The organism is archaeon (genome assembly GCA_016432545.1).
Lineage (GTDB): Archaea > Thermoproteota > Nitrososphaeria > Nitrososphaerales > Gagatemarchaeaceae > UBA183.
Genome location: CP066694.1, coordinates 1,041,697 through 1,061,464 on the forward strand (window position 1 = coordinate 1,041,697; position 19,768 = coordinate 1,061,464).

The 19,768-nt window shown below is 54.1% G+C and carries 19 protein-coding genes and 1 tRNA gene; 12 read left to right on the top strand and 8 right to left on the bottom strand.

Translation table 11 applies throughout. From position 1 onward, the window contains the following. Window positions 1-23: 23 nt before the first annotated feature. The 6 genes from priX to HY247_05795 all read left to right on the top strand — a co-directional run bounded on the left by priX (window position 24) and on the right by HY247_05795 (window position 5,839). Complete coding sequence (gene priX, locus HY247_05770) at window positions 24-998, top strand: DNA primase noncatalytic subunit PriX (GenBank protein QQG48261.1); 975 nt, start codon at window positions 24-26, stop codon at window positions 996-998. Window positions 999-1,067: 69 nt separating this feature from the next. Beyond that, a complete protein-coding gene (locus tag HY247_05775) occupies window positions 1,068-1,580 on the top strand; it encodes an aldo/keto reductase (protein ID QQG49572.1) in 513 nt (170 codons plus the stop codon). A gap of 182 nt (window positions 1,581-1,762) precedes the next feature. After that, window positions 1,763-2,389 carry a hypothetical protein gene (locus HY247_05780; protein ID QQG48262.1) on the top strand — a complete coding sequence of 209 codons (627 nt, stop codon included), beginning with the start codon at window positions 1,763-1,765 and terminating at the stop codon, window positions 2,387-2,389. After that, window positions 2,390-2,674 (top strand): hypothetical protein, encoded by a 285-nt coding sequence (locus tag HY247_05785; protein ID QQG48263.1) that lies wholly within the window; start codon window positions 2,390-2,392, stop codon window positions 2,672-2,674. It begins immediately after the preceding gene. 26 nt (window positions 2,675-2,700) lie between these two features. Continuing rightward, window positions 2,701-3,420, top strand: coding sequence for a 7-cyano-7-deazaguanine synthase (locus HY247_05790; protein ID QQG49573.1), 720 nt, complete (start codon window positions 2,701-2,703; stop codon window positions 3,418-3,420). A gap of 145 nt (window positions 3,421-3,565) precedes the next feature. Next, window positions 3,566-5,839, top strand: a complete 2,274-nt coding sequence (locus tag HY247_05795; GenBank protein ID QQG49574.1) for a valine--tRNA ligase — start codon at window positions 3,566-3,568, stop codon at window positions 5,837-5,839. A gap of 222 nt (window positions 5,840-6,061) precedes the next feature. On the opposite strand, the gene HY247_05800 is transcribed toward HY247_05795, so the two are convergent. After that, the gene (locus HY247_05800) at window positions 6,062-6,865 is read right to left on the bottom strand and encodes an aldo/keto reductase (GenBank protein ID QQG48264.1); all 804 of its coding nucleotides are present in this window, start codon (window positions 6,863-6,865) and stop codon (window positions 6,062-6,064) included. Between the two features lie 89 nt (window positions 6,866-6,954). Between HY247_05800 and HY247_05805 the strand changes: the two genes are divergently transcribed. Next, window positions 6,955-7,065 (top strand) — tRNA-Thr (locus tag HY247_05805). Window positions 7,066-7,077: 12 nt separating this feature from the next. On the opposite strand, the gene HY247_05810 is transcribed toward HY247_05805, so the two are convergent. Further along, a complete protein-coding gene (locus HY247_05810) occupies window positions 7,078-7,455 on the bottom strand; it encodes an SWIM zinc finger family protein (protein ID QQG48265.1) in 378 nt (125 codons plus the stop codon). Continuing rightward, entirely contained in the window at window positions 7,452-8,558 is a 1,107-nt protein-coding gene (locus HY247_05815; GenBank protein QQG48266.1) for a DNA polymerase IV, read from the bottom strand. The genes HY247_05810 and HY247_05815 overlap by 4 nt, the downstream gene beginning before the upstream one ends. Before the next feature lie 135 nt (window positions 8,559-8,693). Between HY247_05815 and HY247_05820 the strand changes: the two genes are divergently transcribed. Further along, window positions 8,694-9,698, top strand: a complete 1,005-nt coding sequence (locus tag HY247_05820; protein QQG48267.1) for a hypothetical protein — start codon at window positions 8,694-8,696, stop codon at window positions 9,696-9,698. Window positions 9,699-9,704: 6 nt separating this feature from the next. Here the strand turns inward: HY247_05820 and HY247_05825 are convergent, their stop codons facing one another. The 4 genes from HY247_05825 to HY247_05840 all read right to left on the bottom strand — a co-directional run bounded on the left by HY247_05825 (window position 9,705) and on the right by HY247_05840 (window position 13,651). Continuing rightward, the gene (locus tag HY247_05825; GenBank protein ID QQG48268.1) at window positions 9,705-10,955 is read right to left on the bottom strand and encodes a ferritin-like protein; all 1,251 of its coding nucleotides are present in this window, start codon (window positions 10,953-10,955) and stop codon (window positions 9,705-9,707) included. Between the two features lie 64 nt (window positions 10,956-11,019). Next, window positions 11,020-11,460 (bottom strand): universal stress protein, encoded by a 441-nt coding sequence (locus HY247_05830; GenBank protein QQG48269.1) that lies wholly within the window; start codon window positions 11,458-11,460, stop codon window positions 11,020-11,022. Window positions 11,461-11,562: 102 nt separating this feature from the next. Continuing rightward, window positions 11,563-12,486 (bottom strand): hypothetical protein, encoded by a 924-nt coding sequence (locus HY247_05835; GenBank protein ID QQG48270.1) that lies wholly within the window; start codon window positions 12,484-12,486, stop codon window positions 11,563-11,565. 409 nt (window positions 12,487-12,895) lie between these two features. Continuing rightward, window positions 12,896-13,651: a hypothetical protein gene (locus tag HY247_05840; GenBank protein QQG48271.1), complete on the bottom strand. Its 756-nt coding sequence runs from the start codon at window positions 13,649-13,651 to the stop codon at window positions 12,896-12,898. A 95-nt stretch (window positions 13,652-13,746) separates the two neighbouring features. Between HY247_05840 and HY247_05845 the strand changes: the two genes are divergently transcribed. From HY247_05845 to HY247_05860, 4 genes are all read left to right on the top strand, one after another. Then, entirely contained in the window at window positions 13,747-13,989 is a 243-nt protein-coding gene (locus tag HY247_05845) for a hypothetical protein (protein QQG48272.1), read from the top strand. 303 nt (window positions 13,990-14,292) lie between these two features. Next, window positions 14,293-14,892 (top strand): DUF5343 domain-containing protein, encoded by a 600-nt coding sequence (locus HY247_05850; GenBank protein QQG48273.1) that lies wholly within the window; start codon window positions 14,293-14,295, stop codon window positions 14,890-14,892. A gap of 2 nt (window positions 14,893-14,894) precedes the next feature. Then, window positions 14,895-15,440 (top strand): hypothetical protein, encoded by a 546-nt coding sequence (locus HY247_05855; protein QQG48274.1) that lies wholly within the window; start codon window positions 14,895-14,897, stop codon window positions 15,438-15,440. A 177-nt stretch (window positions 15,441-15,617) separates the two neighbouring features. Further along, window positions 15,618-18,623, top strand: a complete 3,006-nt coding sequence (locus tag HY247_05860) for an N-6 DNA methylase (GenBank protein QQG48275.1) — start codon at window positions 15,618-15,620, stop codon at window positions 18,621-18,623. Between the two features lie 37 nt (window positions 18,624-18,660). On the opposite strand, the gene HY247_05865 is transcribed toward HY247_05860, so the two are convergent. Beyond that, the gene (locus HY247_05865) at window positions 18,661-19,587 is read right to left on the bottom strand and encodes a hypothetical protein (protein ID QQG48276.1); all 927 of its coding nucleotides are present in this window, start codon (window positions 19,585-19,587) and stop codon (window positions 18,661-18,663) included. Window positions 19,588-19,768 lie beyond the last annotated feature (181 nt).

The following is a 19,768-nucleotide window of genomic DNA, read 5'->3' on the forward strand; positions in this document are numbered from 1 at the left end:
TAGAAGGCTTCGGGGGCAGACCGATGTCGTACGGAAGGCCCCTACTGTCGGAGTTGGAACTCAAGTATCCGTTTGCGCCGAGCTCGAGGAGGTTCTTCGAGTCGATACCTGTGGAGGACGGGCTCAACAGCAGGGAGGTCGTCGATCAGACCGGAAGTCGGCTCTTGAGCGCCCTGGGGCGGGCCAAGTATGAACCGCACATATCGGAGTTGACGGAGTTTTCGAGTTTCTTTGCCGCCGCCCTGGTCGCGAGCCAGGACCCTGTGCTGACTTCTCGGTTCTCGAAGAAGGAAGCGGAGAGGGCAAAGGAACACTTCCTGGCGGAGGCCCCCAAGGCGAAGGCAGTCGCCCTGGCAGAGTGCTTCGGGGCAGCGGTCATGCTCGAGGAGAGTCAGAACGAAGGCAGGAGATACTCGATGCCCTTCGAAGTCTATCTCTCGGTCGTGTCGAAGCATGAGCTGGGCAAGAACCCGAAGTGGAAGCTTGCAAGGCAGCCGCTATCGGCGGGGACAGTCCACCTCACCGAGAACATGGTCAACGATTTCTTCGGCGACTGCGCCCAAGCCGCCATCGGGGACGGGGTCAGGAACCTCCGCAAGGCGCAGCTGCCGAAGCAGCTCTTGGGCGTGAGGGCTGAGGTCATCCAGTACGTCCCAGCTCCGAGGCCCAGGAGCGGGAAGGGCTACCTCTACGTCGAGGACCTTCTGAAACATCCGGTCTCAGACGGGAGGCACAGGCTCGTGTGGTTGGTATTGGCTCCTTACATGGTCAACGTCAAGAAGGTGGACGACACGGAGGCAGTAGAGAAGATAAGAGCGTTCGTCGCCGCGGCGGGAGAAACGAGTGCCATGAGGCGGTTCGTGGAGTACAACGTCAAGAGGGCACGGAGGAACGGCCTGCTCCCGCCGACCTTCTCGACCCTGAAGCTGGAGCATCCGGACATCTTCGGGCTCCTGCCCAAGGAAGTGGTGGCCGCCGAAGTCGCGAAACAGAAGTGACTGGGCGAGGCCCTAGCGATGAAGCTCAAGGAGTTTGGGAAGACTGGACGCCAGGTCTCCGAAGTAGGGATGGGGACATACTACGACCCGGCCTGGATTGCGACCGCATTTCTAGGATGGAAGAGGGGAGCCGCGGAGAAGGTTAGGGCGTTGAGTGTGGGGTTCGATGCGGGGGTAACAATGGTTGACACCGCCGAGATCTATCAGTCGGAGCCCTTGGTCGGCAAGGCCCTTCGGGGAAGGAAGAGGGACGAGCTCTTCGTGGCTACCAAGGTCTGGTCGAGCCATCTGCGCAGGGAGGCGATGGTGAGGTCGTTCGAAAGAAGTCTTCGTCGCCTGGGGACGGAGTACATCGACCTGTATCAGGTTCACTGGCCCAACCCTGGCGTCCCGATTAGGGAGACCATGGGCGCGATGGAGGAGCTCGTGAACAGAGGGAAGCTCAGACACATAGGGGTCAGCAACTTCAGCCTTGCTCAGATCAGGGAGGCACAGGAGGCCCTGCCCAAGAGCGAGTTCCGCATGGGAACTTACAGACATCGAAGTGCGGGAACTAGACGAGGGCTTCCGGTAATCGCTTAAATCGGCACAGGCGAAGCGGCTGGCAGGCGGGTGAGTGACCTCCACCCGATCCGCCATAGAAATCACGGTGTTGGAGGGAGCAAGAAATAGTGATTCAGAGTCAGGGGGAAACAGAGCCGCCCAGTGCGGCAAGTTCGACAGGCTACTCTGAACCCTCCAATCGCACGAGGAGGCTGGCCTTGGTGGGTGTTCTCACGGCCCTGTACGTCGCTGCCAATGCCGTTCCCATAGACGCCTTCATTGGCGGGGCGGGTTTCATCACCGCAGGAATTCTGATTCTTCCGGTCATCGCGAGGCTTGTGCGACCCATGGAGGCCGTGGTCGTCGGAATCGCAGCTCCGCTTGGCCTCTTCGCGTTCCAACTCTCGGTAATTCCAATCTTCGGTTTCTATGGTATGCTAATCCCGGCGTCCGCGATCGTCCTCGGTTCCCTAGGGTTCTACAAGTCGTACCTCGTCCCCACAGCTTACATCGTCCTTGGCGCCTTCTGGTACCTCGCCTTTTCAGGCGGGACCATCGTCTGGCTCGCTCCTTACGTCCTCGCGGTCTCTTTGGTCATAGTGAACCAAGTGCGCCCCTTCGTCCGCGGGACAAGGGCGGAGGTATTGCTCTTTTGTTTCCTTACCACAATGTGTGAACAGGTCACCATGAACATCGGGTCGGTGAGCCTCCTCCAGCTCCCTGGATTTCTGTGGACAGTGATAGCCCCCTTCATGTTCCTTGAGAGGACGGTGGCGGTGGTTGGGTCCTCTTCCGTCCTGATAGCCCTCATCAGGGTCAAGTCTGCCTTGCGGATGGCGGAAATCTGAATGTGCAGAGCGACCACTCTCTGTTGCTTCAAGTGCGCAGGCTGGTTCGACAAGGAAGGGGTCGAGTCGTGTAGGACCTGCGGAGACTGGAAGTGCCCCCACTGTGGGAGTTGCCTCTGCAGCCTAACTCTGGATGGGAAGAAGATTGCCATCGCCTACATGGCGACCTATGAGAACCTCCTCAGGGAGCTCACCGGCGAGTCCTACGACTTCGGCAGGCACAGGCGGGTCCTGAAGGAGATCGGGGTCGGGCGCAAGATCGTGACCAAGGGGAGGGTGAGCTAGTGGAGACCGATAGGAACGCCATCGACATGATCTCCGGGGGAGTTGACTCGGTCACCACAGCGTACTATGTCAGCAAGGTCCTGAAGCCCAAGGAGCAGATCCTGCTCTTCTGCGACTACAAGCAGAGGACCTACCAGTACGAGGAGTTCTGCATCAAGAAGATCGCGGAAGCGTTGGGCAAGCCCCTCAAGCTTGTCGACCTCAGGTGGCTCGGGGACATCAGTACGTCAGCGCTGACCCATCCGGAGATAGAGATTGGTCCGACCAAGGAGTCAGACCTCTGGGACCCGGACAAGGCGAGGCAGAGGATCCTGAAGTGGTGGGACCCCTGCAGGAACGCGCTCCTCCTCCTGGTGGGGCTTTCGCATGCAGAGTCGCTGTACATATCGACCGGCGCCAGGTACGACGTGCACATAGGAATCCGACGGGAGACGCCCGTCGCGATGAAAGACAACACGCCCGAGTTCCTCGAAGAGATGAACAGGATGGCCGAGCAGGCCACCCATCACGGAGGGTACAGGCTCCTAGCGCCCCTGATCACTTACGACAAGGACAAGGTCGTCAAGCTCGGGGAAGAGCTCGGTGTCCCCTGGGAGTACACCTACAGCTGCTACGCTGGGCACGGCTTCCTAGAGGTCAGCGGAAGGAGGCTCCCGGTGCACTGTGGGGTCTGTTCGAACTGCGCAAGGAGGAAGGTGGCTTTCAGGGACGCGGGGGTAAAGGACCCCTCGCTCTACAACGCATGAGACGTCAGACCCTGATTTCAGAAAACGCATGAAAAGTTGTTCTTAGGTTCAAATAGGTCAGGTGGTCGAGTTTCCGCGTCTGTTGCAGCCACAATTCACAGCGAAGCTTGAGGCGACCACCTGGGACCCCAAGCTGGAGGCAGAGATGAGGCAGATGTGGGACTACGAGCCGCTGTTCGAGTTCAAGCCCAGGAAGAACAAGAGCTCCAACTTCGTGATGGACACGCCGCCGCCCTACCCCTCGGGGAAGCCCTGGCATCCGGGGGCGCTGACGCAGTATTCACAGATCGACATGATGGCCAGGTCGGCGAGGATGAGGGGTCTCGAGGTCCTCTACCCTGTGGGGATTGACCGGAACGGGTTGCCCGTCGAAATCTTCGCGGAGCGCAAGTACAGGGTCCAGATGAGGAAGACTCCCAGGGAAGAGTTCATCAATCTCTGCAAGCACGCGCTGGACGACCTCGAGGCCTACATGGTCGGCCTCCTGAAGACCCTGGGCATCTCCGGGGATTTCCGGAACAAGTACAGGACCGACTCCGAGGACTACCGCAAGCTGACGCAGTGGTCGTTCATTGAGCTCTGGAAGAAAGGCCTGGTGTATCTGGCGAATAGGCCTAACAACTACTGCGTGGATTGCAACACGACCATCGCAGACGCCGAGATCGAGTACGAGGAGCTGCCGACGTATCTGGTCACCAACACTTTCAAGGTCAAGGACGCAAAGGGAGAGCTCCCCGTAGCGACCACCAGGCCCGAACTGCTGGCGACGTGCCAGATGCTCCTGGTGAACCCGACGGACGCGAGGTACAAGAAGTTCATCGGGAAGACGGCCGTCGTCCCTCTGTACAACAAGGAGGTGCCCATCAAGGCGCACCGGAGCGTGGACGCGAAGTTCGGGAGCGGAGTAGTGATGGTCTGCAGCTACGGAGACTATAACGATGTCCTGATGTTCAGGGAGTTCAAGCTGAAGGAGACTGTGGCCATCGACATGGAGGGGAAGATGACCGCCGTGACTGGAAAGTACGTCGGGATCGCGGTCAAGGACGCCAGGGCACAAATCATCCAGGACCTACAGGACATGGGCGTCGCTACGAAGGTGGAGCAGATCCAGCACAGGACTCCCCTCTGCGAGAGGAGCAGGACCCCAATCGAGATCGTCCCGATGGAGGAGTATTACCTCAAGCAGCTCAGCTTCAAGCCGGCTCTTAGGAAGCTAGCGAAGCAGATCGAGTTCCATCCAGAGATGCACAGGCAGATCCTGCTTGACTGGATCGACGTCCTGACTACCGACTATCCCATCTCGAGGAGGAGGTACTACTCCACAGAAATCCCCGTATGGTTCTGCAGCAAGTGCAACACTCCACACCTGCCGAGGCCCGGCGTCTACTACAGGCCCTGGAGGGACGAGGCGCCCTTCAAGAAGTGCAAGAAGTGCGGCAACACGAAGTTCGTCGGCGACTCGAGGACATTCGACACCTGGATGGACTCGAGCCTCTCCACGATGTACATCACGAAGTACCTGAAGAGCAAGCGCTTCCATTCGCTCACCTTCCCGACCACCATCAGGATGCAGGGGAAGGACATCGTGAGGACCTGGCTCTACTATTCGTTGCTGAAGTCCTACCAGCTGACCGGCAAGGCCCCGTTCAAGCACGCGTGGGTCGGAGGCCTGGGACAGGACTCTCAGGGGAGGGCGATGAGGAAGAGTCTTGGCAACTTCGTGGACGTGGAGCCGGTGTTGGCGAGGACCGGCGCGGATGCGTTCAGGCTCTGGGGCGCCTCGGAGGCCGGGCAAGGGTTCGACTTCCGGTTCAGCGAGGAGAGGATCGTGGGGGCTGGAAAGTTCCTCAACAAGCTGTGGAATACGAGCCGGTTCATCAGCTCCTTCCCTGTGCCTGAGTCTGCTCAGCTGACATGGACGGACAAGTGGATGCTCAACGAACTAGGGAAGCTGACCGAGGAGTGCGTGAAGGCGTACGAGAGGTTCGACGTGTTCACAGTCTCCACGAGGATCAGGGAGTTCCTTTGGAACGTCTTCGCCTCGAACTACCTCGAGATGGCGAAGGGAAGGGCCTACGGGGACGGCGTGCCCAAGGAGGAACAGGAGGCCGCCTGGTACACCCTGCACAAGGTGGTGAAGGGCTTGCTTCTCTTGCTCGCACCGATTACGCCCTACATCACGGACTACATCTGGAGGAAGCAGTACGGCGCATCGAGCATCCACCTGGAGGCCTTCCCCCAGGCCGAACGGTTCGAGGTGAGCGAGAAGGTCAGCCAGAGCATTATGGAGTACAACGCCGTGGTCTGGAAGACCAAGAGGGAAAGGGGACTCGCGCTCAAGGACTCGATAGCCAAGAGGGTCCCCGCGAATCTCAAGCACTTCGAGAAGGACCTCGTGCGCATGCACCACCTTACCTAGACGCGACTAGTCTGTGGGAAGCGGGATCAGGCAGTCGCTGCAGGTCTGGTAGGAGACTTCGAGGCTCCTCGTCATGTCCAGCGGCCTGCCGCACCATACGCAATGCTGGACTAGTATGCTCTGCATGTTCGGCTGACTCGACCTTTTCGTATTTATGTTAGGCCTAATGCGTATTGGTCTTCTACAGATGACGACTTCGTCAAATTGGAAGCCGTCGGCGCGTTAGTTAGCCATGGAGAGGTACTCTTCCTGAGTGAAGCGAACGGAGACGGAGTTCGCGTTCTCTTCCATGTGGTCGGCCCTGGCGGTCTTGGGTATTGCCAGGACCCGCTCGCTTCTGGTGACCCAGTTGAGCATCATCTGGGCCGGGGTCATCCCATAGCGTTCGCGGATTGGTGCCGGGAATCGAGATGACGGAATCGAGCCCCTCGCTAGAGGGGTATAGGCGATTAGGGAGATCCTCTCCCTTTCGCAGTAAGGAAGAATGTCGCGCTCGACTCCTCTGCTGACGAGCGAGTATTCGACCTGGTTGGAGGCGAGCTCGTTCTTCCTCAGGGCACTCTTTGCCTCTTCTGTCTGGGGGACGCTGAAGTTGCTGACGCCGATGTACCTGACCTTCCCCTGGTCAACCAGCTCTTCCATCGCACGCATCGTCTCCTCGATGGGGATCGACGGGTTGGGCCAGTGGACCTGGTAGAGGTCGATGTGGTCGGTCCCCAGTCGCTTGAGGCTGCTGTTGCATGAAGAGATTACCGAGGTCCGGCTGAGATTCTCAGGAGAGACCTTGGTCGCGATGAAGGCGTCATCCCGCCTTTCCCTGATTGCCTCGCCCACAGTCTCCTCTGACCTTCCTCCGGCGTACATCTCAGCGGTGTCGATCAGGTTCATGCCCAGGTCGAGTCCCCGCCGTATCGCAGCGGTCTGCTTGGCCTTCTCCTCGGGCGAGCTGAAGACTCCGATGCGCCACGTGCCCATGCCGATTACAGAGAGCTTCTCGTTGGTCTTTCCCAGCCGCCTGTATTCCACATCCCCACCTCGAGTATTGCTTGTCTTTGAAGTATCGGAGGCTGGCATCCAAGAAAGGTGATAAACCGAGCCCCAAGCTCGAGGTGCGAGCCACGGTAGCTCAGCCTGGTTAGAGCACCTGCCTTGTAAGACCGGTCAAGGAGAGCAGGGGGTCGCGAGATCGAAAGCCAGATGGCACGGGAGTCTCGCCCGTGGCTCCATCAATTCGCGGGTCAGCTTCTGCCCAGGACTTCGAAGGTGTCGGCTACAATGGCGGTGAGGTAGGCTGGGTACTCCTCGTCGTCGAACTCGATAATCTCCACCAGGCCGCTGGCAGAGGCAATCTTCAGGCCCAGGAGGTGGTAACAGTACTTGTCGTTGCCCCTCGTGACCTTGAAGTAGAAGTTGCCGCAGGAACAGTAGGGCTTCTCAAGGTCGACGAACTCGTCTCCGAGCTTGCCCACGACCGAGAGGACCTTGCGGCCGCTGGGGAGGAAGCGAGCCTCCTTCACCGAGCTGGTCAGGGCTGCGTCGAGGGCTTTTTCGAACTTGGCCCCGTACTTGGCGAGGTCAGCGAACCTCTTCTTCAGTTCGTCCCGTTGATCGCTCATCCTCGGGTCTCCTGTTCGAACTCGAACAGATTGCTCTGTGCCTCAACTGTCGCGAGTCCGGAGACTCTGACGCCTGCCCTCCGAAGGTCCTTTGCCGAGGCGTTGCACAGGTCGGCCAGCAGGATTTGAAAAGACTCCCGAATCTTTGACCCGTCAGCTATCATCGGCGAGCTGAACGTCTTGTTCTTTGTCATGATTGAGAGGTCGGTCAGGACTCCCATTGCGGTCAGCGTCCTGAAGGAGGACTTTGAGTCGGAGAGCTTCTTCGCCACTGACTCGATGCCCGCTTCGAGTTGCCCAAGGATTTCGTCGGGCCTCCTCGTATCTTGTTTCAGCGTCACCATCCGTCCGAATTGGGTCGGAGCCCGGCCGGCCTGTACGGGTTGGAGGTCGGACCCTGTCGAAGCGGCCAGGAGGTAGCTCGAGAGGTTTCTTCCCAACGCAGCTTCCAACGCCGATGGGTCGGTTCTCGAGAGCTGGAGCACCGTCAGGATCCCGAGCTGCCTCAGCGCGGCAGTGGCTTTGGGCCCCACGCCGTAGAGCCTCTCTACTCGGAGCGGGTCCAGGAAGGAGGATGTGGATTCGGGAGGGATAATCGTCAGCCCGTTGGGTTTCATAGCATCCGATGCCAGCTTGGCAACGACCTTGCTCCTCCCCAGGCCGATTGAACAGGTAAGGCTGGTCTCCTTCAAGACCGCTTCTTTGATTCCTTCTCCGAGGCCTCGCGCCCTGATGAAGTCGCCCCCGGAAGCATCTGTAATGTCGAAGAATGCCTCGTCGATGCCCGTCGGCTCGAGGACGTCCACCCTTTCTCGCACTAGTTCCATGACGTTCTCGGAGACTTTCTCGTATTTCTCGTGCTCCATCTTGATGAAGACCGCGTCGGAGCCGTCGAGTTTCCGTTTTGCGAGGGATATGGGGACTCCCGACTTCACGCCCATCGACCGGGCCTTGTAGTTCGCAGTGGCCACGGCCCCGCTGTCTTCAGTCCTGCCTGAATAAACGCAGACGACAACAGGTCTGTCTCTGATGGACGGGTTCTCGACCTCTTCTACTTGCGCATAGAAGTAATCCAAGTCAAGGTGACCTATGACCCGACGCAAGCAAACCGAGTCGGCGGCAGTCGATAAAAGAGGTTGCTGATGTTCGAGTCGCTAGGATCTTGCCATACATCCATGCGTGACGAGAGATAGAAAGACTTGAAATCGCTAAATAAACAGGGAAGTGGCGCAGTCAGGTTGACTGACCAGGACCTTCAGGGTATTTGGTTTGAGAGGCTCTGCCAAAGGACCGGCGTTCCCTTCTGGGTGGGCGTCTTGCTCTATGGCGTCCTTCCGGTCACCCTGCTACTCCCCGCTTCGTACTTCGCAGCTGGACTCTGGGGGGGATTTGTCTCCGGCGGGGGTCTGGGACTTGTGCCTCTATTGGTAGTCGTTACGATTTACACTTTGTACGCATCGAGATTCGTACGCAGGAGGCTCGAAGGAGTCGCCTCCTACGCAAACACGCTCATCCCAGCTGGACAGGGGATGGAATTGCGAGAACTGTACGGGATCAGAGGGATCGCCGTGACATATGTGGCATTGGTGACAATAGTCCAGTATTTCTACTTGGAATACGAGATTCCGGGGTCCTACAGCCTATTGCAAGGGATGATGATTTCAGCGGCCTTCTTTTACTGGAACGTCTTCATCATCACATTCATCTTCGCATTCGCGTATTCGCTTTACAAGATCTACCAAGCGGGAAAGCTACCACTCGTTCTCAGGCCCTTCACCGAGGACAGGACTCTGGGATTGAGGCCTTTCGGAAGGCTATCGCTCCAGTTGACCGCCTTGTATATTCTGATGGTCGCAATAATCATTGTCCCTCAGACTGGGCTAGGATATCCAGCCGTGCCGCTCGTCGCCTTTGGGGCGATTCTCATGCTTGGGGGAATCGTGTTGTTCATGGTCCCACTACTGAGTTTGCACGGAAGGTTGGTCGAAGCGAAGCGGATGGAGAACGGTCGGCTCGCTCCACAGTACACCGAGCTGGTCCACCAGCTCAACCAGGACGGGGTCAAGAACAGCGATGTAAGGCTCTTCCACCAGCTCATGGGAATCGACAAGGTCCAGAGAGACATTCAGCAGATTCATACTTGGCCTTTCGATGTCGGAATCATAACGAGACTCGCGGCCATAGTGTTCTCAGTGGTCGCGATACTGCTCGCGAACTACCTCAGGCTCATCCTGAAGTTCTGAGCCATCTTACGTCTGTGTGCTCGATTGTTCGAACATCTTCACGACGTTCCCGAGAGCCTTCTCGACTGCGAGTAGCATCTTCGGAGCGTTGGGAGCTCTCGCCAGCTCGGAGCAGAACCCAGTGAGTTCTAGCGCCCGTTCGTGAAGGACGATCCACGCTGCCTGGCTCCTCGGGAGCAGGTAGCTCATCCTGAACATCTCAAACGAAGGGCCTGCCGTGAGGCCTGGTCTGTGGGGTCCGATGGGCATGGTCGTGAGCAGGGTCCCTAGCGGCTTGATCACGGTGACCATGAGTCGGATCGAAGCACCGCTCAGCTTTGACAACTCCTCGTGGCTCGTTTCTACCTGCAGGAAGAACCTGCTGAGGACCTGGAGGAGGACTTCGTAGCTGGCATTGAAGAGGTCGGAGACCTTGGCGGTCATCTCGTCATCGATGAGCTCTGCGATCTCGGCGTCTCCAGGGAGCCTCGTGAAGGCTGCGAGCGCCGGCCTTGAAGGGGAGAATTGGGGGTCCGCCTTCTTGATCTCGAGGAATTCGTTCAGGATTTGCACGAACTTGCCGAAGTGCGCGTCCCTCCAGTCTCCTCTGGCCCCCTCGCCCTCTGTCACGATAGTGTCTATCGCGGCCTTGGCCGATGCCAGGTCCTTCACCGCGATGAGCTTCTTCCATCCGAAGTGCTCCGCGGTCGCCTGCGACTCCTGGGAACCGATGAAGACCTCCTTCTCACCATAGTTCTCGGCGAGGAAGTTGATGCCTTCCTCGACTCCGCGATACAGCTGTCCGATGGTTGCGAATTCCTGGCTTTCAGGGACTATCTCACCTCCCGAGGCTTGCATGCCTTCCCTTACGAACCCGGGCACGTCTTCTATGGCCATGGTCTCGGGTCTTTCCAGGTACAGGAAGTGCCGGAGGGCGACTTCGTCCAGTGGCATCAGGACGAGCCTTACCCTTGAGGGGAAGTACCTCGACTGGAGGGGAAAGTTCGGTCGCCCAAAGTAAGGGGCTGCTCCGATTGAGATTAGCAGGTTGTTGACTAGGGAGAGATGGAGCATCTCCTGTTCGGCGACCTCGGTGATCACCTTGTCCCACCTCCGTACGGCCGCGAGTTGGTCCTCAGAGACCCCTTCGGACGTGTTCCTCTTCAGGGCGAAGGATGCGTAGAGATACTGGCACATCACCATGTGCTCGAGCGTTGCCGCCTCAGAGAGCATGAAGATCAGTTGTTCTCTGTTCCTGATCACAACTGGGTTTTCCAAGCCGCTCACGTTTCCTGCATTAGGGCCTTGCGAGGAGCAGGATTGGCAGGCGACATCCCTGGCACTACTTCACGACAAGGACCGGGCAGGTGGAACTCCTTGTTACACCCGCCGCCACGCTTCCAAGCATCAACTTTGCCACTCCGCCAGTCCCGCGCGTCCCTATCACTATCATCTCGGCGCCATCCTTCGAGGCAAAGTCGCACAAAGCAGAGACGACTGATGTCGTTTTCTCGATGACCCTGCAATCGACTTCCACCCCGCTCTTCTGGGCTGAACTCTGGACCCCAGCAAGTGCCGATTGGCCTCTCTGTGTGAGCTCCTCCTTCAATCTGGAGAGCACGCTTTCAGAGAGATACTGCGGGAGTTGGATGACGTGCAGGGCCACCACCTTGCCGCCCGTGGTCTTCGCGAGCTCGATGGCATACCCTGCCGCCTTCATCGATTCCTCTGAACCATCGACCGCCGCCAGAATCCTGGTTGGAAGATGCTTGGAGGATGACACCTACTACCTCGACCTGTTGTCGGCTAGAGAAGGCCGTATTTATCGCAGTCGGGGAAGAAAAGCCATAGGCAACTCGGAAATTGAAGGCCCGAGCTCCAGGCGTTAGAACTTGAAGAGGTCCCTGATTATTGCGCTAATCAAAATTGCCAGTAGAGAGAAGATCACCGCTGCCAATCGAATAACAATCCCGGTGTCAAAGGGCCAAGTGTGAATCTGTTGGATGTCTCGCTGGACCTTGTCTATCGCCGTGATCTCGTTGACTAGGCGCTGATCTATTTCGGTCCTCTGGGTCGACTTTAGATCCCGAAGCACCGCCGTCGCCCAAGGTTCGAGCCAGGCCATCTCTCGAGACTTGGCCTCCACCAATTTGCGGTGGATGCTGTAGAGCGGCAGGAGGAAGAAGAGGAACCCCGGTGGATAGAGTACTAGAGGCACGAGTAGGGAGGCTGAAAGTGGTAGGGCGCCTCCGAAGATTATTGCCAGCGAAAGGAAAGTCGCGATTGCCAAGTAAATCAAGCTGAACCGCAATGACGCGGCGGCGAAAGGCCTCGTACCGAGGGTCTTGTCCTGGGTGTACGGCTTCAGCCTGAGGGGGAGTTTCCCAATCCTGTAGATCGAGAACATGGAGTAGCCGAATACCCAGAAGAAGGTCGCGATCAAGAAGTTCGAATACAGGTATGGAATCTCCCCTGTGAGGTTGTAGTAGATATCGCCGCCGGGGCCAAGGGTGAACAGTGGAACGAAGAACGAAAGCAGCAAGACCCACACTAACAGGACTCCTCTGATTGAAGACAGTCCTCTGACTCTCGACTCGAATGCTTTCTCTACTGCCTCATCGTCGGTCTCGATGAATTCGTGCAACGCTTCTACGCTATTTCTGAGCCGGATTGCAGTGTAGAATCCAAGGCCGACGTCCACAACTGAGATCAAACTCAGCTGGGCGATGTCAGTTAGAAGCTCTCCCAGCCCGATTGGGATGAAGAAAACCGTAAGAGAACCAAGGGCAGCCGTGGGCACTAGCGCCAAGACGAGAGCACCAACCCATAGAGGCAGGCCGACGCGCCTGGTGAATAGCTCAAACCACAGCTCGTTAGTAGGCGTCTTGACCCCGCAGCGACCTCCTCTGCTTGCCTTTTAACGATGAGACGACTTAGGTAGACTTGAACACCAAAATCGGTTCAAGCATTCGGGCTGGAAGTGAGGGTTAGTGGGGTCGGCCGGATTTGACCTAGCAGTTTTGATGGGGTTGGACTAAATCGGAATATCGATAGGGTATGGGTTCAAATCCTGGCGACCGCAGATTTTCAGCCTCTCTCTCTTCTGTAGGCTGAGCCTGTTTCTGTGAGTTTGTGAGAGATTAACTGCCGCAGAATATCTCAGAAAAAAATAATAGCGGTTAGGTCAGGCTGTCGTCTACCCCAATAATCACTACCCTTCAAACAACGGCGTGAATCAAGAAAAGAAAGGTGATTCCTAACGCACCGAACATCATCTCCTGGTAGTTGAAGTAGACAAAAGTTCGGAAAACATAGCGGGCGGGCTTGCCTACGAGGCGAGCCCAACCAAACCTCTCTATTCCCCACCGGACCAGCATCCCTGTTTCTATTAACGCAATCACAATCGCGACGCCTAATAGAGCAAGATCAAACTCGATAGCATAGGAGATTGCAATGCTTGGGGGAAAAACCGGGGCAAACGGAATCGTGAAGGCTATACCAACCAGCCCTATGAGAAACAGGGTCAAAATAGCGGGCACTGTGAACCTTCTATCCTCAGGAGGGACCCGTACCAAGTTGATGAAATACCCAATTACTGGTATCCAGAGTTCAATTGGGACAATCGCCTTGCTCCATATCTCAACTTCGTTCTCTACTCTGCTGAGGCGATAACCAACCTTGCGCCAAAAGACTTCTGACTCAGGCCCTACATCCCAGGCCTCTATCCTCGATACCCCTTGAGCATGCACTAATTGTGCCAATGCGAATACGAAATACCTGCCATATCCTTTGCGCTCACCATCTGGTCTTGTCTGCATCATTCTAATCGACAAGATGCCTTTTGTTGCATAAGCCAAGGCGTGGACCACAGGCTCCCCACCCACATCAAGCACGTGCGTTGCATCTGGACATCGGCTGAACCTTTGGTCGTCCTGGTCCGTGTCTCTTGCTAGTCTAAGGTCGTAACTTTTCAATCGTGTCGCACCCTGGAAGCTTTGTAATGAAACAATCGTCGTCTGTCTGAATACACCAATAGTGCTTAAAGGACTCGCCTTTGTTCGTTCCCATAATGGCGCCAGAAGATGACGAGATCCGCATTGGAGAAGTAACAGACATTCACCACATTCCACTACCAAGGAACCAGCGCTTCAAGCCAAGCGAGCTCTCCATGAGGGTAGTCAGAGGAGAATGGACAGCTGGGCCTAAGCCGGGCCGCAACGGTCTCAAGGTCCAGTCCAAAATCAATCTGATCCGGCGCAAAATTAGAGAACTCGACAGGTTGCTCACCTTGGCAAAAACTACCGAGGACTAGGCGTGAACGGCTGTGTCCTGCGAACCGGGGAGAGCTAATGCAGCTATGGCTCGTATTGCTTCAGCCTGGCTCGCAGTCTTTCAACCTCTTTCTGGCACTCAGCCAGTTGCTGTTGAATGCTGCTCGCTCTCGCCTCGGCTTCACCCCTTTGCTTTCTGGCCATGATACCCGGCCAAGGATTATCGTATCCCATGTGGACGAAGGTTGGGATGGTCCTCTAATAGTCTTGGAGATTGTGTCTGCTGGTGTACGTCGAAAGAAGTGCCGAATGTTTAATAGAAAACTTCTACCAGCCGTCCAAGGTTGGTCTCAAAGTTCCCGTACACCGTCAAGCAAGGTTCTCTGAAGGATTTCCTTCAGAAAATCCCAACCAACAACGTCCCCCCTAGGGTGGTTCAGGAGACATTGGAGGCACTAGGCTACAAGAGCAAGAATGACAGAGCCATCATTCCGATTCTCAAGTTCATCGGGTTCATTGACCCCAATGGCACACCGACGGAGAAGTATAGACAATTCAGAAACAAGGCTGCGGCAGGTGCTGTAATGGCTTCTACCATCAAGACCGCTTACAGCGATCTATATGCGCTGTATCCAGATGCTCACAATAAGGACACGGAGGCGCTGAGGAATTTCTTCAGCACGCAAGTTAGCGCCGGAGAAGACGTACTTCAACTGACAGTTAGCACCTTCAAGACTCTGTGCGAGTCTGCTAATTTCGAAGCAGAACTTCCAGCTGGTGTGGTACAAGCAGTAGTAACTGAGGGGAAGGCTGTGGTCATACCACAGGCGCCTGCCTCACCAAGTCTAGTGGTCAATCTCAACATTCAGCTGCAATTGCCGTCTACTGAGGATGCCACCGTCTACGACAAGATATTCGAATCGCTCAAGAAGCATCTGCTTTAGCGATGAGTAGCGAGACTGCACTAAAGGACATCATAACCAGAGCCAGGGCCTTCGAGAAGGAGGCAGACAGGATGCTCTCGAAAGAGGAGGCCGCTCCCGAACGTGTGATCAGCATTAAGGAGACTTACAAGCTGCTAACTGGGCTCAGTCTAAAGCAGGATGAACTCATCCGACAGTCCCTAAGGTGCATCGAGAACGAACTGTTCAGGGCCGCTCATGTGCTTTCATGGGCTGCACTCATGGACTTCATAGAAGCGAGACTTAGTAGGAACAAGTTTGGCAGACTAAACCGGATTCGACCAAGCTGGAAGGTGAAGTCCCTTGACGACCTCCGAGAGGTGGGGTCAGACTATCAAATCATAGAGGTTCTGAGGGACCTGAAGCTTTGTAGTAAGATTGAAGACAAGGCATTGAAGGGTCTACTCAATAAGCGGAATGAATGTGCCCATCCGACAGACTACTTTCCGGACCTGAATCAATCGTTAGGTTACGTTTCTGAGGTTCTCCAGCGTCTAAAGACGTTTCAAACCAGATGGAAGAGAGTTTGATGAGAACGCGAGGGTTCTAACTAAAATAAACCTGTTCCGTTGGCCCAAACGATGGCTGACGCTTCAGCGAGTCTGTTCAATCCTCGTACGATTTCACGAATGAGTTCTGCCATCAAAATAACTCCAAAGCAGGTTTTCAGTGCTAAGGAATGGGTCAAACTGTTGGAGTCAGGGGTATTGGAAGACGAGAAGAAGAATTATTTCAGATTCGCTTCGCTTGTTTTGGAGGGTGTGTTGGGGTATTCTATCTCGGAAGAGCTTGATTTTGAAACCGGGAATGTTGAATTCAGCTTTCGAGACTCGTCGGGAAAAGGAGGTGTCTGCATTGAAGTGAAAGGAACCAAGACTAAAGACCTCTTTGCGGATCAGCATAGGGAGAAACCAGAGCACCAGACCCCCATCAAACAAACCTGGGATTATATCGGGAGAGGGAGTTTCGAGTATGGTATTGCGACCAACTACAGGGACTTCGTTCTGATAGATCGGCTGAAGGGTTACTCTAGGTATTATCTATTCGACTTCATGGAGATTCAAGGAAACGAACAGAAGCTGAAAGAGTTCGTGGCAGTCTTCTCACGAGACGCTATCATAGTTAAGAAGCTAATTCCTCAGCTGTACTATCAATCCTCTATAGAAGAGAGATTATTCACTGCCGAGTTCTACAAACTGTATCATGAGACTCGTTTGATGATCCTGCGCGAATTCGAGACAAGGGGGAAGGCGAACCGCGAACAGGCTCTACACAGTACCCAAGTCCTTCTCAACCGACTTGTCTTCATGTTCTTCGCTCAAGGCACAGGGAAGCTTAGGAGACGAATGTTCGCCGAGTCAATTCTGGAAAGCTTGAATCCGAATCTTGTTTCGGAATACTCACACTATGCTTACGATACCATCGTGAATCTCTTTGAAAGGCTTGACAAGGGTTCGAAATCTCCTGTCGAAGTGTTCGGTTTCAATGGAGGCTTATTCAGCGAGAGGCTTTCTTCCGACTTGTTCTTCCTTGATATCCGCAGAGAGTCGTTCTTCAAGGATATTGTGCTCAATTCAAATCTAAAAGGAATGGTTGAGCTTGATGAGCCTTCCAAGGCGGTTGTAGGTCGGTTTCGGAGTAATCTGAACCCAATCATTCGCAATCTTCTGATTCTATCTTCATTTGATTTCCAGTCAGAAGTGAGTGTCAACATTCTCGGTCACATCTTTGAACAGTCTATCATGGACTTGGAGGAGCTTCAAGGGATAAGTGGACCGTCCAAGAGGAAGAAGGAGGCTATTTACTACACACCCACCTTCGTTACAGAGCATATCTGCAGAAATACGATAATCCCTTTGCTTTCGAAGTCTGGGAAGAGTGATGTTCAGAGTCTACTGAAAGAGTATTCCTCTAACATCGACGAGCTGGAGAAGAGGTTCAAGAGCCTCAAGATTCTTGACATGGCTTGTGGGAGCGGTGCCTTCCTTCTTGCAGCAGTTGATCTTCTGCTCGAAATCCATAAGCAAATCAGGATTTCAAAGGAAGTTGCAGGAGGCTACACCACCAAACTGAAAGGCGGGAGAGTAGAGGAAGATTCTGATTTCTGGACGATAACAAGATGGAACGACGAAGAGGAGGCACGAAAGATAATTGAACAGAATATCTTCGGAGTAGATAAGAACGAGGAATCCGTTGAGATTACAAAGCTCAGTCTATTCCTGAAGATGGCTTCAACGAACCGTAAGTTGATCGACCTTTCCAGTAACATCAAGCGAGGGAACAGTGTCATCTCAGATAATGTGATAGCCGATGGGGTAGGTTTTGATTGGCAGAAGGAGTTCAAGGAGACGAAGGAAGGGTTCGACCTTGTCATTGGAAACCCGCCTTACATTCCGTTGGAGAACATGACTGATGCAGAGGCAGAATACTATGCCAGTCACTATGATGGCATCTTCAGAAAGTACGATACGTCAGTTATCTTTGTCGAGGGAGGGCTTGACCTTGTCCGACCCGAAGGAATGCTTGGATTCATAATGCCGTTGACTTGGCAGACGGGAGACAATTACCTGACGTTTCGGAAAATGCTCTTTGTGGACGATAGCGTTTCTCTAACAAACCTTGTCAATCTCCCATTTGATGTGTTTCCAGATGCGTATGTGGACACAGGTATCGCTATTTTCAAGAAGAGTCCAAATGTTCCTAGTTTTGCCGCATTTCAGTACGGGAAGAACGACAAAATCTCTGCCATTGAACCTTCTCAATTTGATGCGGTAGGGAGGAGTCTTATTTTGTCTGAACAGGACCTGAAGATATTTCCAAACAAAGCTACCTACGAAATCCTCCAGAAGGTGAAGAAGAGAAGTGTAATGCTTGGAGCTATCACAGGTTCTGCCCAAGGCATCGTAACCAGCAAGTTTCCGGTTGAGAAAACAAAGAAGTCTGACAATTACTCTCCATTTCTGTTGGAGGCAGATGGAAACAGATACCGATTCATCGTAGAGCGCTCTGCTTTTATCGACTTCAGAAAGGCTGCCAGTATTCATCATCTCTACTCTCAAGACAAGTTGATGATAAGGAGAATCGTCAATCGTCAGAACCGGCTTATGGCATTCTATGACAGTTCGGGGATCATTACGAATAAGGACTACAATCCGTTTGTGGTTCTAGATGAATTCAAGGATCGGTATGATATGTTCTATCTGCTAGCACTGTTGAATTCTAAGCTGTTCTCGTTTCTTTACACCAGCAAGTCCTCTCTTGCTTTGAAAGATGACTTTAGGCAAACAACTTTGGCTGAGGTGAGGAAGTTGCCAGTGAAGGAAATCTCGAAAGCTGAGCAACAGAGTCTTGCCGCGGCAGCTCGACGGCTTAGTGAGTTGCATACAAAGTACTTCGAGCTAAAACGGAAATTGCTCAGAAGGATATCAGAGAACTTCAGGGTCCGGATAACCCAGAAGCTAGAACAGTTAGTAGGTCTCTCTTTCTCTGAATTCGAACTCGAAATCGAGAGGCTTGCCGGGAGAAGGCTAAAGCTAGCTGAACAGGATGAATGGGAGACCTACTTCAGCCAGAATGTAAGGGACCTGAAAGCAATTAGGGACGAGATTACCGCACTTGAGGGGAAATTGGACAATTTGGTCTGTGAACTGTACGAAATCAACGAGGATGAGAGGGCGTTGGTAGAGGTGAGCGTACTGGATTCTCCTCTTTGAAAGCTCGAACAAGAGAGAGTGCGGGAGAGGATAGGGTCTATTTGCTTAGGTATACTGTTTCGACAAAAGGAATAGCCCTAGAGATATCTTCTTCGTTTCTGATGTCTGAGCGGTAGTCCCCAATCCCCCAGTGTCCCTTTCTCGTGAAATCCTGAATGAACTCCGATTTGGGAAGGAGCTCTGGGTTAGTCGTAGAGTAAGTCAGTATCATCTTTTTCTTTTGGACTTCGACGGTACAAATGGATGATCCATCGTCTGTTGAGTAGAACCCGACGTAGTGCTTCTTCTGTTTGACTTCTAGTTTGCCAAACTTCTCAAGAAGTGCGGTTCGAAGTTTCTGGTAGAGTATTCTGGTTTCTGATGTACGTCTGATGTGGTCGTACTTCCCGTTAAGGTAGTCTTCCTCGGAATACTCCTGGGCCACTATTCTTGGTTTAGCAAGCGATTTCTTCGCATGTGCTGTAGCGGCAGGTTTACTCTCGATTCTGTCCAATGTGACAAATCCTCCATCGTATTTTCTAATCTCGTACAATTCCATCGGCAGGACGACGTATTGGCTGGCTCTTCTCTGGTAGGGAGTGAACTTTGGAGAGATGAAGATTACTCGAGTTTCATCCCACTTGATGTCTTTTACATCGTATAGTTTCCGTTTTTCCTTTTGATAAAGTAGTATGAACGCTTCCTTGCTCTCCAATAACAAATTGTAGTAGGTAAGCCCTTGGTCAGTCAAGGCTGCGTTCTTTATGTTCTTGTATTCGATGATGACAAATGACTTCCTGTCGGTGTCGAAGGCAATTGTGTCAGCTCTAAAATCCTCAATTTGGAACTCGCTCTTTACAAACTCAAGGCTAGGAAAGATGTCCGGAAGATTGTGTTCCAGTAGATTCTGTATTACTTTCTCGTAGTCGAAATCGCCCTCCTTTAACTCGGTTACCCTGCTAGAATCGGTGCGAAATAGTTTCAAGGATAGACTACCGCCACCGCATCTTCCAATGTTCGCCCTTTAGCCCTTCCCACGAGAGGCTGCGAGTCTTCGCGGAATAATATGGATAGGCAAGTACTTGTCCGCAACGCAATCAAAGAAAGAACTGTGGAGGAAAACCCAGACTGTGCGGCTGGACTGCAGGCCCTCATAGAGCGACGCA

Bases quoted from the DNA above. Each gene is read 5' to 3' on its own strand.
- priX (QQG48261.1), top strand. From the start codon at position 24: ATGTCGTACGGAAGGCCCCTACTGTCGGAGTTGGAACTCAAGTATCCG.
- HY247_05775 (QQG49572.1), top strand. From the start codon at position 1,068: ATGGGGACATACTACGACCCGGCCTGGATTGCGACCGCATTTCTAGGA.
- HY247_05785 (QQG48263.1), top strand. From the start codon at position 2,390: ATGTGCAGAGCGACCACTCTCTGTTGCTTCAAGTGCGCAGGCTGGTTC.
- HY247_05790 (QQG49573.1), top strand. From the start codon at position 2,701: ATGATCTCCGGGGGAGTTGACTCGGTCACCACAGCGTACTATGTCAGC.
- HY247_05795 (QQG49574.1), top strand. From the start codon at position 3,566: ATGAGGCAGATGTGGGACTACGAGCCGCTGTTCGAGTTCAAGCCCAGG.
- HY247_05810 (QQG48265.1), bottom strand. From the start codon at position 7,455: ATGAGCGATCAACGGGACGAACTGAAGAAGAGGTTCGCTGACCTCGCC.
- HY247_05845 (QQG48272.1), top strand. From the start codon at position 13,747: ATGGCGCCAGAAGATGACGAGATCCGCATTGGAGAAGTAACAGACATT.
- HY247_05855 (QQG48274.1), top strand. From the start codon at position 14,895: ATGAGTAGCGAGACTGCACTAAAGGACATCATAACCAGAGCCAGGGCC.